This window comes from Burkholderia sp. RF2-non_BP3 (assembly GCF_001522185.1).
In the GTDB taxonomy this organism is placed as follows: Bacteria; Pseudomonadota; Gammaproteobacteria; order Burkholderiales; family Burkholderiaceae; genus Burkholderia; species Burkholderia diffusa.
In genome coordinates this window covers 185,137-199,284 of the sequence record NZ_LOSU01000032.1, presented here as the reverse complement: position 1 = coordinate 199,284, position 14,148 = coordinate 185,137, and the positions used below count along the sequence as shown (strand labels likewise).

Sequence of the window (14,148 nt, the reverse complement as noted above, 5' to 3'; positions counted from 1 at the left end):
CTTCCGGATCCGCCGTGCCCCCGTTTCCTCGACTCGTTCTCCGGACTCGACATGACGACTTCGTCTCCCGCCTCCACCACCCTGATGGCCAACGCGATCCGTGCGCTCGCGATGGACGCCGTCCAGCAAGCGAACTCCGGCCACCCCGGCATGCCGATGGGCATGGCCGAAATCGGCGTTGCGCTCTGGTCGCGCCACCTGAAGCACAACCCGACGAACCCGCACTGGGCAGACCGCGACCGCTTCGTGCTGTCGAACGGCCATGGCTCGATGCTGCTGTACTCGCTGCTGCACCTGACCGGCTACGACCTGCCGATGGAAGAGCTGAAGAACTTCCGCCAGCTGCACTCGAAGACGCCGGGCCACCCGGAATACGGCATCACGCCGGGCGTCGAGACGACCACCGGCCCGCTCGGCCAGGGTCTGGCGAACGCGGTCGGCATGGCGCTCGGCGAAGCGTTGATGGCCGACGAGTTCAACCGCGACGGCGCGAAGATCGTCGATCACCACACGTACGTGTTCCTCGGCGACGGCTGCCTGATGGAAGGCATCTCGCACGAAGCCTGCTCGCTCGCGGGCACGCTGAAGCTGAACAAGCTGATCGCGCTGTACGACGACAACGGCATTTCGATCGACGGCGACGTCGTCAACTGGTTCCACGACGACACCCCGAAGCGCTTCGAAGCCTACGGCTGGAACGTGATTCCGAACGTGAACGGCCATGACGTCGACGCGGTCGACGCGGCGATCGCGAAGGCGAAGCTGTCGGACAAGCCGACGCTGATCTGCTGCAAGACGGTGATCGGCAAGGGCGCGGCGACCAAGGCCGGCGGCCACGACGTGCACGGCGCGGCGCTCGGCGCGGAAGAAATCGCGAAGACGCGCGCAGCGCTCGGCTGGAAGTGGGAACCGTTCGTGATCCCGCAGGAAGTCTATGCGGCATGGGACGCGAAGGAAGCCGGCAAGCGTGCCGAATCCGAGTGGGACGCATCGTTCGCGCAATATCGCGCGAAGTTCCCGGCAGAAGCCGCTGAATTCGAGCGCCGGATGGCCAACAAGCTGCCGGCCGACTGGGCCGAGAAGGCCGCGGCGATCATCGCCGGCGCGAACGAGCGCGCCGAGACGGTCGCGACCCGCAAGGCATCGCAGCAGGCGATCGAAGGGCTGGCTGCCGCACTGCCGGAACTGCTCGGCGGCTCGGCCGACCTGACCGGCTCGAACCTGACCAACTGGAAGGCATCGAAGGCGGTCCGCGCGAACCCGGAAGGCGCGGGCGTGCTGCTCGGCAACCACATCAACTACGGCGTGCGCGAATTCGGCATGAGCGCCGCGATCAACGGCCTCGCGCTGCACGGCGGCCACAAGCCGTTCGGCGGCACCTTCCTGACGTTCTCCGACTACAGCCGCAACGCGCTGCGCGTCGCGTCGCTGATGAAGGTCCCGTCGATCTTCGTGTTCACGCACGATTCGATCGGCCTCGGCGAAGACGGCCCGACGCACCAGTCGATCGAGCACGTGTCGAGCCTGCGCCTGATCCCGAACCACGACGTATGGCGTCCGGCCGACACGGTCGAGACGGCCGTCGCATGGACCCACGCGGTTGCCGCAGACCGTCCGTCGAGCCTGATCTTCAGCCGCCAGAACCTCGCGTTCAACCCGCGCACCGACGCGCAGATCGCGAACATCGAGAAGGGCGGCTACGTGCTGAAGGACTGGGACGAAGAGATCGTCGCGCGCAAGATCATCCTGATCGCGACGGGCTCGGAAGTCGAACTCGCGATGAAGGCCGTCGAGCCGCTCGCGCAGCAGGGCATCGCGGCCCGCGTCGTGTCGATGCCGTCGACCAACGTGTTCGACCGCCAGGACGCCGAATACCGTGAACGCGTGCTGCCGCACGGCGTGCGCCGCGTCGCGATCGAAGCGGGCGTGACCGCGTTCTGGCACAAGTACGTCGGCCTCGAAGGCGGCGTCGTCGGGATCGACACGTTCGGCGAATCGGCCCCGGCCGGCGTGCTGTTCAAGTACTTCGGCTTCACCGTCGAGCACGTCGTCGAGACCGCGAAGGCCGTGCTGGCCTAAAAGCATTCGCGACGCGCGCCACCCCCGCGCGCGTCGCACCGTGAAGCTGCACGAAACGAATTTTTTCAGCCATCAGGAGATAGACCATGACGATTCGCGTCGCAATCAACGGCTACGGCCGTATCGGCCGCAATACGCTGCGCGCGTTTTATGAAAACGGCAAGAAGCACGATCTCGAGATCGTCGCGATCAACGACCTGGGCGATGCGAAGACCAACGCGCACCTGACCCAGTACGACACCGCGCACGGCAAGTTCCCGGGCGAAGTGTCGGTCGACGGCGACTACCTCGTCGTGAACGGCGACAAGATCCGCGTGCTGGCCAACCGCAACCCGGCGGAACTGCCGTGGGGCGAGCTGGGCGTCGACGTCGTGATGGAATGCACGGGCTTCTTCACGACGAAGGAAAAGGCGAGCGCGCACCTGAAGGGCGGCGCGAAGAAGGTGATCATCTCGGCGCCGGGCGGCAAGGACGTCGACGCGACGATCGTCTACGGCGTGAACCACGACGTGCTGAAGGCCGAGCACACCGTCATCTCGAACGCATCGTGCACGACGAACTGCCTCGCGCCGCTCGTCAAGCCGCTGAACGACAAGATCGGCCTCGAAACCGGCCTGATGACGACGATCCACGCGTACACGAACGACCAGGTGCTGACGGACGTCTATCACGAAGACCTGCGCCGCGCGCGTTCGGCCACCCACAGCCAGATTCCGACGAAGACGGGTGCTGCATCGGCCGTCGGCCTCGTGCTGCCGGAACTGAACGGCAAGCTCGACGGTTACGCGATCCGCGTCCCGACGATCAACGTGTCGATCGTCGACCTGTCGTTCATCGCGAAGCGCGACACGACGGTCGAGGAAGTCAACGCGATCATGAAGGAAGCATCGGAAGGCGCGCTGAAGGGCATCCTCGGCTACAACGACGCACCGCTGGTGTCGATCGACTTCAACCACAACCCGGCTTCGTCGACGTTCGACGCGACGCTGACCAAGGTGTCGGGCCGCCTCGTCAAGGTGTCGAGCTGGTACGACAACGAGTGGGGTTTCTCGAACCGCATGCTGGATACGGCAATCGCATTCGCGAACGCGAAGTAATCCCGCACGTCGCGCGGCCGCCGCAAGGCGGTCTGCGTGGCGAACGAGCCCGGCCCGGTTTTTCCGGCCGGGCTTTTTTATTGCCCGGCGTTCGCCGTCACGTGTTCGAGCGCGTCGACGAACGCACGCTTCAGCGGGCTGTCGAGGTCGGTCCACGCGAGGCCGATGCCGGTCCGGTGCCCGGCCAGGTCGAGCGGCCGCGCGAGCACGTTCGGCGGCAGGGCGCTCGCGGCTTCCGCCGGGATCAGCCCGATCCCCATCCCGGCCGCGACGAGCGCGAGCATCGTCGTGAATTCGCCGAATTCCTGCGCGATCTCGAGCGTCGTGCCCGCGCGGCTCAGCGCGAGCAGCATGTCGTCGTGAAAGCCGGGCGCGTAGCGGCGCGCGAGCACGAACGCGGGCTGGCCGCGCAACGCTGCCGGCGCGATCGTCTCGTGCGCGGCGAGCGGATGGTCGATCGGCAGCGCGACGACGAAGCCCTCCTCGAGCACCACGCGCGTGTCGATGCCCGCATACGCGGCCGGCAGCCGGATCATTCCGAAATCGATGCGCCGGTCGCGCAGCGCGGCAATCTGGTCGGGTGTCGGCAGATCCTTCAGTTCGAGCGCGATCAGCGGATAGCGCTCGCGCATCATGCGCAGCACGGCCGGCAGCAGCGCCGGCAGCACCGACGACACGAACGCGATGCGCAGCGTGCCGATCTCGCCGCGGCTCGACAGCCGCGCCATCTGCTCCGCACGCGCGGCCTGCTGCAGCGTCGCCCGCGCCTCGGGCAGGAACACGCGCCCGGTATCGCTGAGTTCGACCTTGTGGCGGTCGCGCTCGAACAGGCGCGCGCCCAGATCTTCCTCGAGCGCCTTGATCTGCATGCTCAGCGCGGATTGCACGATGAACAGGCGCCGCGCGGCGCGCCCGAAATGCAGCTCTTCCGCGAGCGTGACGAAGGCGCGCAATTGCTTGAGTTCCATGGTGGGCGGGCGGCAGCAGACGGTGATCGGATTTCATGATAACCGGATCAAAAAAGACCATTGGCGCGACCCCGGCCGAGCGCCGAAGATAAGCTCATCGCGAGACCGGCCGCGACTGGCGGTCGGCTCGATGGCACGAGGAGACACGCATGAGCAACGCGCTTGACCGGTTCCGCCTGGAAGGCCGCCGCGCACTGATTACCGGTTCCGGACGCGGCATCGGGCTGACGCTCGCCCGCGGGCTCGCGGAGGCCGGTGCGGCGATCGTGATCAACGATCGCAATGAGGAGAAGGCCGCGACGCTCGCGCGCCATTTCCGCGACGAAGGTTTCGCGGCCGATCACGCGGTGTTCGACGTCGCCGAGCACGCGCAGGTGCGTGCGGCGATCGACGATGTCGAGGCGCGCGTCGGCGCGATCGACATCCTCGTGAACAACGCGGGCATCCAGCGCCGCGCACCGCTCGATGCATTCGATCCGGACGACTGGCATGCGCTGATGCGCGTGAATCTCGACGGCGTGTTCAACGTCGCGCAGGCGGTGGCGCGCCACATGATCGCGCGCGGTCGCGGCAAGATCATCAACATCTGTTCGGTGCAGAGCGAGCTTGCGCGGCCGACGATCGCGCCGTATGCGGCGACCAAGGGCGCGGTGCGGATGCTGACGAAAGGGATGTGCGCCGACTGGGCGCGTCACGGCATCCAGGCGAACGCCCTCGCGCCAGGCTATTTCGAGACGGAGCTGAACCGCGCGCTGGTCGACGACGCGGCGTTCTCCGACTGGCTGTGCAAGCGCACGCCGGCCGGCCGTTGGGGGCGCGTCGACGAGCTGTGCGGCGCGGCGATCTTCCTGGCGTCGGCCGCATCCGATTTCGTGAACGGCCAGACGCTGTTCGTCGACGGCGGCCTGACCAGCGCGGTATAGGAGAACGTCATGCGTATGCGTTGCATGTGTCTCGTGATCCACGGGCCGAACGACCTGCGGCTCGAAGAGCAGGACGCGGGCGAGATCGGCCCGGGCCAGGTGCGCGTCGATGTCGCGATGGGCGGCATCTGCGGCTCCGATCTCCATTATTTCCGGCATGGCGGCTTCGGCGCGATCCGGCTGCAGCAGCCGATGGTGCTCGGCCATGAAGTGGCCGGCACGGTGGCGGCGGTCGCGCCGGACGTGACGTCGGTGAAGGTCGGCGATCGCGTCGCGGTGAATCCGAGCCGCCCATGCGGCGCGTGCCGCTACTGCCTGGAAGGGCTCCCGAACCAGTGTCTCGACATGCGCTTCTACGGCAGCGCGATGCGCATGCCGCACGTGCAGGGCGCATTTCGCAACGCGCTCGTGTGCGATGCCGCGCAGTGCGTGAAGGTGGCGGACCATGTGCCGCTGTCGCTCGCGGCGCTCGCCGAGCCGTTCGCGGTCGGGCTGCATGCGGTGTCGCGCGCCGGCCCGCTGATCGGCCGCCGCGTGCTCGTGTCGGGGTGCGGGCCCATCGGCGTGCTGGCGGTCGCGGCGGCGCGCGTGCACGGCGCGGCGGAGATCGTCGCGACCGACGTGGTCGATGCGCCGCTCGAGGTTGCCCGCGCGCTTGGCGCGGATCGCGCGATCAACGCGTCGACGGACACCGGCTGGGTCGCGCGCTACGGCGCCGACAAGGGGACGTTCGACGTGATGATCGAGTGTTCGGGCAATGCGCGCGCATTGCGCGACGGCCTCGACGTGATGCGGCCGCGCGGCGTCGTCGTGCAGCTCGGGCTCGGCGGCGACGTCAGCCTGCCGCAGAACGTCGTGGTCGCCAAGGAGCTGTCGATCTGCGGTTCGTTCCGCTTCCATGCGGAATTCGCGCTCGCGGTGCAGTTGATCAATGCGCGGCGCGTCGACCTGAGCCCGGCCGTGACGGGCGTGTTCCCGATGCGCGACGCGAATCGCGCGTTCGAGCTGGCCGGTGACCGGCAGCGTGCGATGAAGGTGCTGATCGATTTCGCGCACGAGGGGGCATGATCGTCTGCTGATGGCGCGGCGGCGCGCATGCAGAAAAGGCACGCCCGCGATTTGCGGAGCGTGCCTTTTTCATTGGCCGGGGCGAAAGCGGGCTATTGCGTGACTTGCCGCGCGCCGACGCGCTGCGACACGAGCCACAGGGCGATCAGCACGCCCGAGAGCGCCGCGCCCGCGATGCAGACGCCACGCCAGCCGTCGACGCCGTACGCGACGCTCGCCGCGAACGACCCGAATGCGCCGCCGATGAAGTAGCTCGTCAGGTAGATCGTCGTCACGCGGCTGCGCGCGTGGCCGGCGAGCGTGTAGATCACGCTCTGGTTCGAGATGTGCATGCCCTGCACGCCCACGTCGAGCAGCAGGATGCCCGCGATCAGCGCGACGAGCGAATGCGCGCCGGCCGCGATCAGTGCGAACGAGGCGAGCACGGCCGCCGCGAACAGGCCGGTCGCCGCGTTGCCGTGGCCGCGATCGACGAGGCGGCCGGCCGACGTCGCCGCGAGCGCGCCCACCGCGCCGACGATCCCGAACAGGCCGATCTGCCCTTCGGAATAGCTGTACGGCGGCTGGCTCAACAGGAACGTGAGGCCGGTCCACAGCAGGCTGAAGCATGCGAACACGAGCGCGCCGTAGGTCGAGCGCAGCGCGATCAGCGGCTGCGCGCGCACCAGTGCGACGAGCGACTTCATCAGCGCCGCGTAGTCGAGCCGTGCGTGGCGGCGATCCTTCGGCAGCTTCGCGGCGAGCACGCCGGTCAGCGCGAGGATCATCGCCGCGGCGATTCCGTACACCGCGCGCCAGCCGAACCCGTCGGCGATCGCGCCGGCCGCGACGCGCGCGAGCAGGATGCCGAGCAGCAGCCCGCTCATCACGGTGCCGACCGCGCGGCCGCGCGTGCGCGCATCGGCGAGCGAGGCGGCGAACGGCACGAGCAGCTGCGTCGAGCACGTGACGAAGCCGAGCGCGACGTTCGCGACGACGAACATCGTGAAGTTCGTGCTGAACGCGACGGCGACCAGCGCGATCACATTGAGCGCGAGCAGCCGCACGATCAGCGTGTGGCGATTGACCGCGTCGCCAAGCGGGACGATCAGCAGCAGGCTCGCCGCATAGCCGAGCTGGGTCAGCGTGACGAGATAGCCGAGTTCGGCGGGCGGGCGGCCGAAGCTGTGCGCGATCGCCGCGAGCAGCGGCTGCGCGTAATAGATGTTGCCGATGACGATGCCGCACGCGCAGGCGAACAGCAGCGTCATCGCGCGGGTCAGGGGAGGATGGTTGTCGTGATGCGGTTCCATGGTCGCGAAAAAACAGCGGCGCCGGCCGGCGGCACGGGCCGTCGGCAACGCGGGGTTGCGGAAGTCGGGGCCGGCTTCAACGGCTCGGCGATGCGCCGATACGCGCCGGGCGGAGCGTGGCCGGCGTCCGGATGAGGTTGGCGGCGGCGCGTCGTGCGGCGGGCGAAGGGAGGGCGGGCCCGGGTGGGCCGCTCCGGTGCGGCGGCCAGGCGCCGTGGGCGGGAGCGGATGTGCGTATGATGCGGAAATCGAACCATAGCGTCCAAGACTGGATTCTTATGGTATTCATTGGCGTTACCAATACATCGCCCACGATGCTACTCCGCCACATCCGCTATTTCCTGGCCGTCGCCGAGCAGCGCAGCTTCACGCGCGCGGCCGATGTGCTGCACGTGTCGCAGCCGACGCTGTCGCAGCAGGTCCGCCAGCTCGAAGACATGCTCGGCGTGCAGTTGTTCGACCGCTCGGGCCGCGCGGTGCAGCTCACCGAATTCGGCGAGGTCTACGCGCGTCACGCGCGCGCGGCGCTGCACGAGCTCGATGCGGGGCAGCGCGCGCTGCACGACGTCGCCGATCTCGGCAGCGGTTCGCTGCGGCTCGCGATGATGCCGACCTTCGCGGCCTACTTGAGCGGCTCGCTGATCGACGCGTTCCATGCGGATTTCCCGAACGTCGCGCTGACGATCGACGCGATGCCGCAGGAGCGCATCGAGGCGCTGCTCGCCGACGACCGGCTCGATGCGGGTTTCGCGTTCGTGCCGCCGCGCGCGCCGGACATCGACGCGCTGCCGCTGTGGGACGAACCGCTCGCGCTCGTGACGGGCCGCACGCACCGCCTTGCCCGCCGCCGGCGCGCGCTGAGCCCGGCCGAGCTCGTCGGCGAGCCGCTGGTGCTGCTGAGCCGCGCGTTCGCGACGCGGGAAAGCATCGACCGGTATTTCATCGAACAGGGCGCGCGGCCGACGATCGCGATCGAGACGAACACGGTCAGCGCGGTGCTGGAGCTCGTGCGCCGCGGGCGGCTCGCGACGGTGCTGCCGGACGCGGTCGCGCGCGAGAGCGGCGACCTGTGCGCGCTGGCGCTCGATCCGCCGCTGCCGTCGCGCACGGCGGCGCTGCTCACGCGCAAGGGCGCGTACCGCAGCGTCGCGGCGCGCGCGTTCATCGCGCGTGCGCTCGCGTATCGCGATCCTTCGGGGGGATGACCGGTACGACCGGCGAATGGCTGCCGCGGCGGCCGGAACCGCCGGCCGACGGCGGCGTCAGGCGCCCGGCGTCGGGAAGAAGATGCCCGCGCGTTGCGCGGCGTTCGCGATGTGCGTCTCGATCGCCGTGCCGGCCGCGGCCGCATCGCGGGCGATCAACGCGTCGACGATCGCGCGGTGCTCGTGCCACGTCGACAGCAGCAGCTCGCGCCGGTAGAACGGCATGCGCTGGCTTTCCTTCATGATGTCCGCGCTGCTGCGCAGCACCGACTCGATCGCCGCGTTGCCCGCGAGATGGATGATCCGCATGTGGAAGTCGAAGTCGAGCCGCGACGCTTCGTCGAGTGCGCTTTCGGTCAGCGCGACGTGCAGGTCGGCAAGGTTGTCCTCGAACCATGCGATGTCGTCGTCGGTGACGACGTGCGCGGCCATCCGCGCGGCGAACCCTTCGAGCGCATAGCGCATCTGGTACGTGTCGGGCGGCGACGACTGCTCGGCGAACTGCCACGGATGGGCGGCCGTCGCCTGGGCGCTTTCGACATACACGCCCTTGCCGGCGCGGATGCGCAGCATCCCGAGCGCCTCGAGCGTGGAGAGCGCCTCACGCAGCGACGCGCGGCTGATTTCCAGCTCCTCGGAGAGCTGGCGCTGGGCCGGCAGCAGGCTGCCGACCGGATACACGCCTGCCTCGATCCGGTCGCGGATCGTCGCGATGGCAGCGTCGGTCACGGTGTGCGGAACGTTTTTCATGATGTGAACGATGGCCGGTCTGACCGGCATTGTAATCCGCCCGCGCGCGATGCATGACCGGCCTACGGGAAAGCCACGATCCGCCCCCGCATGCGCGGGAAATCCCTATTTTGTTCGTCCTTGACGCGACTATATCGGCTTCCTACTATCCACCATAACATCACTGGTCTTACCAGTATGAACAGACGAAACTGCAACCGTTGGATCGGGAGAGCGCCGTGTCGAAATTCCTCAATTCGCTGTTTGGCCGGGTAGTCGTCGCATTAATCCTGGGGGTCGCGCTCGGCGCGTTCTTCCCGCATTTCGCCGAATCGCTGCGACCGCTCGGCGACGGCTTCCTGAAGCTCATCAAGATGGTCATCGGCCCGATCGTGTTCTGCGTCGTGGTCAGCGGGATGGCCAATGCGGGCGACCTGAAGAAGGTCGGCCGGGTCGGCCTGAAGGCGGTCGTCTACTTCGAGGTGATGACGACGATCGCGCTCGGCATCGGGCTCGTCCTCGCGTGGCTGACGCGCCCGGGCGTCGGGATGAATATCGACCTGCGCTCGCTCGACGCGGCCTCGCTCTCGTCGTACGCGAAGAACGCCGAAAGCCTGAAGGACACGGCCGGCTACCTGATGAAGATCATCCCTGAGACCGCGATCGACGCGTTCGCGAAGGGCGACATCCTGCAGATCCTCGTGTTCGCGGTGCTGTTCGGCTCCGCGCTGTCGCTGCTCGGCGACAAGGCGCAGCGCGTGAACAGCCTGATCGAGGAGCTGTCGCACGTGTTCTTCCGCATCATCGGCTTCATCATCAAGCTCGCGCCGCTCGGCGTGCTCGGCGCGATCGCGTTCACGACCGGCAAGTACGGCGTCGCGTCGCTCAAGCAGCTCGGCTACCTCGTCGCCGTGTTCTACCTGAGCTGCATCGTGTTCGTCACGGTCGTGCTCGGCATCGTGATGCGCATCGCGGGCTTCTCGGTGTTCAAGCTGATCCGCTACCTGCGCGAGGAGCTGTCGATCGTGCTCGGCACGGCGTCGTCGGACGCGGTGCTGCCGCAGGTGATGAGCAAGCTCGAATACATGGGCATCAAGGATTCGACGGTCGGCCTGGTGATCCCGACCGGCTATTCGTTCAACCTCGACGGCTTCTCGATCTACCTGACGCTCGCCGTGCTGTTCATCGCGCAGGCCACCAACACGCCGCTGTCCACGCATGACCTGATCGTCGTGCTGCTGGTATCGCTCGTCACGTCGAAGGGTGCGCACGGGATTCCGGGGTCGGCGATCGTGATCCTCGCGGCGACGCTGTCGGCGATTCCCGCGATTCCGGTGCTCGGTCTCGTGCTGATCCTGCCGGTCGACTGGTTCGTGGGCATCGCCCGCGCGCTGACCAACCTGATCGGCAACTGCGTCGCGACGGTGGTCGTCGCCGTGTGGGAGAACGACATCGACCGGGCCCGCGCGACGCGCGTGCTGAACCGCGAACTGCGCTACGTGGCCGACGAGCAGGGCAGCGCCGCACCGGTCGCCGGCGACCAGGCCCACGCGCTCTGAGCGTCCTCGCGCGAAGCGGCTTCCCCGACCGCTTCGCGCGAACGAATTTCCTGCGGCCGGCGCCACGATGCGCCGGCCCTCATCAAGATAATGGAGACGACATGGCAGCCCCCATCCTCGATCCGAACGCGCCGGCCTTCACGCGGCGCTACATGAACCTCGCCGATCCGCGCCTGGGCGCGCAGGCGCTCTTCGCCAGCGACGAATTCTTCGCGCCGAAGGAGCGCATGCTGAATCCCGAGCCGGCCGTTTTCATTCCCGGCAAGTACGACGACCACGGCAAGTGGATGGACGGCTGGGAAACGCGCCGCAAGCGCACCACCGGCCACGACTTCTGCGTGGTCCGGCTCGCGCGGCCGGGCGTGATTCACGGCGTCGATCTCGATACGAGCCACTTCACCGGCAACTTCCCGCCGGCCGCGTCGATCGAGGCATGCGCGGTGGACGGCGACACGCCGCCGGACGACGCCGAATGGCGCACGATCGTGCCCGCGACGACGCTGCAGGGCAATTCGCACCACTACGTGAGCGTCGACGATGCGCAGCCGGTCACGCACCTGCGCGTGAACCTGTATCCGGACGGCGGGCTCGCGCGACTGCGCGTATACGGCCAGCCGCAGCGCGACTGGCGCCACGTGCCGGCCGGCGAACTCGTCGATCTCGCGGCGATCGAGAACGGCGGCTACCTGGTGGCCGCGAACAACCAGCACTTCGGTCCGGCGTCGCAGATGCTGATGCCGGGGCGCGGTGCGAACATGGGCGACGGCTGGGAAACGCGGCGCCGCCGCGAGCCCGGCAACGACTGGGCGATCGTCGCGCTGGCGCGGCCGGGGATCATCCGGCGCGTCGAGGTCGACACGGCGTTCTTCAAGGGCAACTTCCCCGACCGCTGTTCGCTTCAGGCCGCGCGGGTCGCGGGCGGCACCGACGATTCGCTCGTCACGCAGGCGATGTTCTGGGCCGAACTGCTCGGCGAGCAGAAGCTGCAGATGGACCACGTGCATACGTTCGACCAGCTCGCGGCGCTCGGCCCCGTCACGCACGTGCGCTTCAACATCTTCCCGGACGGCGGCGTGTCGCGCCTGCGTCTGTGGGGCGAGCCGGCTTGAGGGAGGAATCGGCATGAGCGGACCACACATCCTGCGCGTCGAGCGCCTGACCCGCGAGGCGTTCGCGCCGTTCGGCGACGTGATCGCGCTCGAAGGCGCGCGGCACTTCCCGATCAACGGCGGCACGACCGAGCGCTTCCACGATCTCGCGACGATCGACGTCTGCGCGGACGGCGGCCGGCCGCTCGTCAGCGTGTTTCGCGCGCAGCCGCGCGCGCTGCCGGTCGCGATCACGCTGATGGAGCGCCATCCGCACGGCAGCCAGGCGTTCATTCCGCTCGCGGCCGTGTCGCGCTACGCGATCGTCGTCGCGCCGGCCGGCGAGTTTCGGCCCGACGCGATGCGTGCGTTTCTCGCCGAAGGCTGGCAGGGCGTGAACTACGCGAAGGGCGTCTGGCACCATCCGCTGCTCGCGCTCGACGCGGTCAGCGACTTCGTGATCGTCGACCGCGGCGGCCCGCAGCCGAACTGCGACGAGATTCCGCTCGACGACGCGTGGGCGCTCGAGTTCGCGCCGGCGTGCGCGAGCGCGGCCTGACGCGCGGCGAAGGCGTCGGGCGTCGCGCACCGCTCACCGCGCGGCGGCGGCACGGCTCGCCGCTCACGATCGGAAACATTCCCGAACCGGCCTGCACGCAACGTGCGGGCCTTTTCCATTCCGATCCCGAAAACGACACGGCCCGGACGGCGAGATGCCGGCCGGGCCGTGGCGCAGGCGTGAAGCGTGCGGATCAGTGCTTGCGGTGCGGGCAGTTCTCGGTCGTGCAGGAGCCGTACATCGCGAGCGAGTGTTCCTGGAGCCGGAAGCCGCGTTCCTTCGCGATCGCCTGCTGGCGGCTTTCGATCTCGGCATCGAAGAATTCCTCGACGCGGCCGCAATCGAGGCAGACGAGGTGATCGTGGTGCGAGCCTTCGTTCAGTTCGAACACGGCCTTGCCGGATTCGAAGTTGCTGCGCGTGAGCAGGCCGGCCTGCTCGAACTGCGTCAGCACGCGGTAAACGGTGGCGAGCCCGATGTCGAGCTGCTCGTTGAGCAGGTTGCGGTAGACGTCTTCGGCCGTCAGGTGACGCACCGGGCTTTGCTGGAAGATCTCGAGAATCTTGAGGCGCGGTAGGGTGGCCTTTAGCCCGATATTCTTGAGATCCGTCGGATTGGTCATGGCTAGGCATCCCTAGAGTACAATGCAGGGCTTCAATGTTACCGGCTTTTCGCCGTTCCAGAAACACGCGCGGCCCGCGACGCGGGCCTGCACGGTGACGGAAATGTTCCCGGAATCTCTTTCGCACCTTCAGAGGAGTCGCATGCGGAGTGCCATCATCGCTGCCGCCGCCGTTGCCGCGCTGGCTGGTTGTTCGTCGTACGACAGCGTGACGCAGCGCATCGCGCAGAGCATCACGCCCTATCGGATCACTGTCGTGCAGGGCAACTTCGTGTCGCAGGAGAAGGCCGCGCAGCTGCAGGCCGGAATGACGCGCGAGCAGGTCCGCGCGCTGCTCGGCACGCCGCTGCTGTCGGACATGTTCCATGCCGACCGCTGGGATTACCTCTTTTACTTCAAGCGCGGCTCGACGTCCGTCGTCCAGCAGCGCGACCTCGTGCTGACGTTCGCGGGCGACCGCCTCGCGAGCTGGACGGGCGCCGAGAACCTGCCGTCCGAACTCGACCTGCTGGCCGATATCGACGGCGATCGCGGCGGCAAGAAGGCGAAGGCCGCGGCCGCGGCGAAGAAGGCGTCAGAAGCCGCTGCTGCCGCGAGCGCCGCGCAGGCGGCCGCTGCCGCGAGCCCGTCCGCCGAGCCGGTTTCGGGCGCGGTCGTCGACCAGGATGCCAATGCCCAGGCGGCGCGCGCGGCGAACCGCGCGACCAACCAGGTGTCGGGGCAGGGCACGACCGCCCGCCGCTTCACGCCGTCCGCGCAGGCCTCGGGTGGCGCGCCGGTGCCGGGCGGCCAGCCGCCGGGCGCCGCGCCGGCGATCCAGCCGCAATTCCAGTTCCATCGCCCGCCGCAGCCGAACGTGTCGAACGAGGCGTCGCCGCCGGTCGGCCCGCGGGGTTCGGACAACCTGCAGAACCAGCCGCTCACCGCGCCGGCCCAGTCGCAGTAAGCGGCCGGCGAGC

At 68.4% G+C, this 14,148-nt stretch carries 13 protein-coding genes; 9 read left to right on the top strand and 4 right to left on the bottom strand.

What is annotated here, in order from left to right:
- Positions 1-51: 51 nt before the first annotated feature.
- Together tkt and gap are read left to right on the top strand one after the other, a co-directional pair.
- Positions 52-2,079, top strand: a complete 2,028-nt coding sequence (gene tkt / locus WS45_RS15865; protein WP_059535506.1) for a transketolase — start codon at positions 52-54, stop codon at positions 2,077-2,079.
- A gap of 86 nt (positions 2,080-2,165) precedes the next feature.
- Positions 2,166-3,176: a type I glyceraldehyde-3-phosphate dehydrogenase gene (gene gap / locus WS45_RS15860; RefSeq protein WP_006476940.1), complete on the top strand. Its 1,011-nt coding sequence runs from the start codon at positions 2,166-2,168 to the stop codon at positions 3,174-3,176.
- 77 nt (positions 3,177-3,253) lie between these two features.
- On the opposite strand, the gene WS45_RS15855 is transcribed toward gap, so the two are convergent.
- On the bottom strand, positions 3,254-4,144 hold the full coding sequence (locus WS45_RS15855; RefSeq protein WP_059700710.1) for a LysR substrate-binding domain-containing protein: 891 nt from the start codon (positions 4,142-4,144) through the stop codon (positions 3,254-3,256).
- 149 nt (positions 4,145-4,293) lie between these two features.
- Here WS45_RS15855 and WS45_RS15850 point away from each other — a divergent pair, with 149 nt between their 5' ends.
- Together WS45_RS15850 and WS45_RS15845 are read left to right on the top strand one after the other, a co-directional pair.
- Positions 4,294-5,067 carry an SDR family NAD(P)-dependent oxidoreductase gene (locus WS45_RS15850; protein ID WP_059700709.1) on the top strand — a complete coding sequence of 258 codons (774 nt, stop codon included), beginning with the start codon at positions 4,294-4,296 and terminating at the stop codon, positions 5,065-5,067.
- Positions 5,068-5,076: 9 nt separating this feature from the next.
- Positions 5,077-6,135: an L-idonate 5-dehydrogenase gene (locus tag WS45_RS15845; protein ID WP_059700708.1), complete on the top strand. Its 1,059-nt coding sequence runs from the start codon at positions 5,077-5,079 to the stop codon at positions 6,133-6,135.
- A 92-nt stretch (positions 6,136-6,227) separates the two neighbouring features.
- Here the strand turns inward: WS45_RS15845 and WS45_RS15840 are convergent, their stop codons facing one another.
- Complete coding sequence (locus WS45_RS15840) at positions 6,228-7,427, bottom strand: MFS transporter (RefSeq protein ID WP_059700707.1); 1,200 nt, start codon at positions 7,425-7,427, stop codon at positions 6,228-6,230.
- A gap of 314 nt (positions 7,428-7,741) precedes the next feature.
- Here WS45_RS15840 and cynR point away from each other — a divergent pair, with 314 nt between their 5' ends.
- Positions 7,742-8,632, top strand: coding sequence for a transcriptional regulator CynR (gene cynR, locus WS45_RS15835; RefSeq protein WP_059689081.1), 891 nt, complete (start codon positions 7,742-7,744; stop codon positions 8,630-8,632).
- A 57-nt stretch (positions 8,633-8,689) separates the two neighbouring features.
- On the opposite strand, the gene WS45_RS15830 is transcribed toward cynR, so the two are convergent.
- Positions 8,690-9,412 (bottom strand): FadR/GntR family transcriptional regulator, encoded by a 723-nt coding sequence (locus WS45_RS15830; RefSeq protein WP_175911119.1) that lies wholly within the window; start codon positions 9,410-9,412, stop codon positions 8,690-8,692.
- A 188-nt stretch (positions 9,413-9,600) separates the two neighbouring features.
- Here WS45_RS15830 and WS45_RS15825 point away from each other — a divergent pair, with 188 nt between their 5' ends.
- The 3 genes from WS45_RS15825 to WS45_RS15815 all read left to right on the top strand — a co-directional run bounded on the left by WS45_RS15825 (position 9,601) and on the right by WS45_RS15815 (position 12,567).
- On the top strand, positions 9,601-10,920 hold the full coding sequence (locus WS45_RS15825; protein WP_059535511.1) for a C4-dicarboxylate transporter DctA: 1,320 nt from the start codon (positions 9,601-9,603) through the stop codon (positions 10,918-10,920).
- A gap of 101 nt (positions 10,921-11,021) precedes the next feature.
- A complete protein-coding gene (gene alc / locus WS45_RS15820) occupies positions 11,022-12,029 on the top strand; it encodes an allantoicase (protein ID WP_059689080.1) in 1,008 nt (335 codons plus the stop codon).
- A 13-nt stretch (positions 12,030-12,042) separates the two neighbouring features.
- The gene (locus WS45_RS15815) at positions 12,043-12,567 is read left to right on the top strand and encodes an ureidoglycolate lyase (RefSeq protein WP_059535280.1); all 525 of its coding nucleotides are present in this window, start codon (positions 12,043-12,045) and stop codon (positions 12,565-12,567) included.
- Between the two features lie 193 nt (positions 12,568-12,760).
- Here the strand turns inward: WS45_RS15815 and fur are convergent, their stop codons facing one another.
- On the bottom strand, positions 12,761-13,189 hold the full coding sequence (gene fur / locus WS45_RS15810; protein ID WP_006753314.1) for a ferric iron uptake transcriptional regulator: 429 nt from the start codon (positions 13,187-13,189) through the stop codon (positions 12,761-12,763).
- Positions 13,190-13,331: 142 nt separating this feature from the next.
- Here fur and WS45_RS15805 point away from each other — a divergent pair, with 142 nt between their 5' ends.
- On the top strand, positions 13,332-14,135 hold the full coding sequence (locus WS45_RS15805; protein WP_059535282.1) for an outer membrane protein assembly factor BamE: 804 nt from the start codon (positions 13,332-13,334) through the stop codon (positions 14,133-14,135).
- The last annotated feature ends 13 nt before the right edge of the window (positions 14,136-14,148 follow it).

Coding starts and splice junctions, on each gene's coding strand:
- WS45_RS15805 (WP_059535282.1), top strand. CDS start 13,332: ATGCGGAGTGCCATCATCGCTGCCGCCGCCGTTGCCGCGCTGGCTGGT.
- gap (WP_006476940.1), top strand. CDS start 2,166: ATGACGATTCGCGTCGCAATCAACGGCTACGGCCGTATCGGCCGCAAT.
- WS45_RS15845 (WP_059700708.1), top strand. CDS start 5,077: ATGCGTATGCGTTGCATGTGTCTCGTGATCCACGGGCCGAACGACCTG.
- alc (WP_059689080.1), top strand. CDS start 11,022: ATGGCAGCCCCCATCCTCGATCCGAACGCGCCGGCCTTCACGCGGCGC.
- cynR (WP_059689081.1), top strand. CDS start 7,742: ATGCTACTCCGCCACATCCGCTATTTCCTGGCCGTCGCCGAGCAGCGC.
- WS45_RS15855 (WP_059700710.1), bottom strand. CDS start 4,144: ATGGAACTCAAGCAATTGCGCGCCTTCGTCACGCTCGCGGAAGAGCTG.
- fur (WP_006753314.1), bottom strand. CDS start 13,189: ATGACCAATCCGACGGATCTCAAGAATATCGGGCTAAAGGCCACCCTA.
- WS45_RS15850 (WP_059700709.1), top strand. CDS start 4,294: ATGAGCAACGCGCTTGACCGGTTCCGCCTGGAAGGCCGCCGCGCACTG.
- WS45_RS15830 (WP_175911119.1), bottom strand. CDS start 9,412: ATGCCGGTCAGACCGGCCATCGTTCACATCATGAAAAACGTTCCGCAC.
- tkt (WP_059535506.1), top strand. CDS start 52: ATGACGACTTCGTCTCCCGCCTCCACCACCCTGATGGCCAACGCGATC.
- WS45_RS15815 (WP_059535280.1), top strand. CDS start 12,043: ATGAGCGGACCACACATCCTGCGCGTCGAGCGCCTGACCCGCGAGGCG.
- WS45_RS15840 (WP_059700707.1), bottom strand. CDS start 7,427: ATGGAACCGCATCACGACAACCATCCTCCCCTGACCCGCGCGATGACG.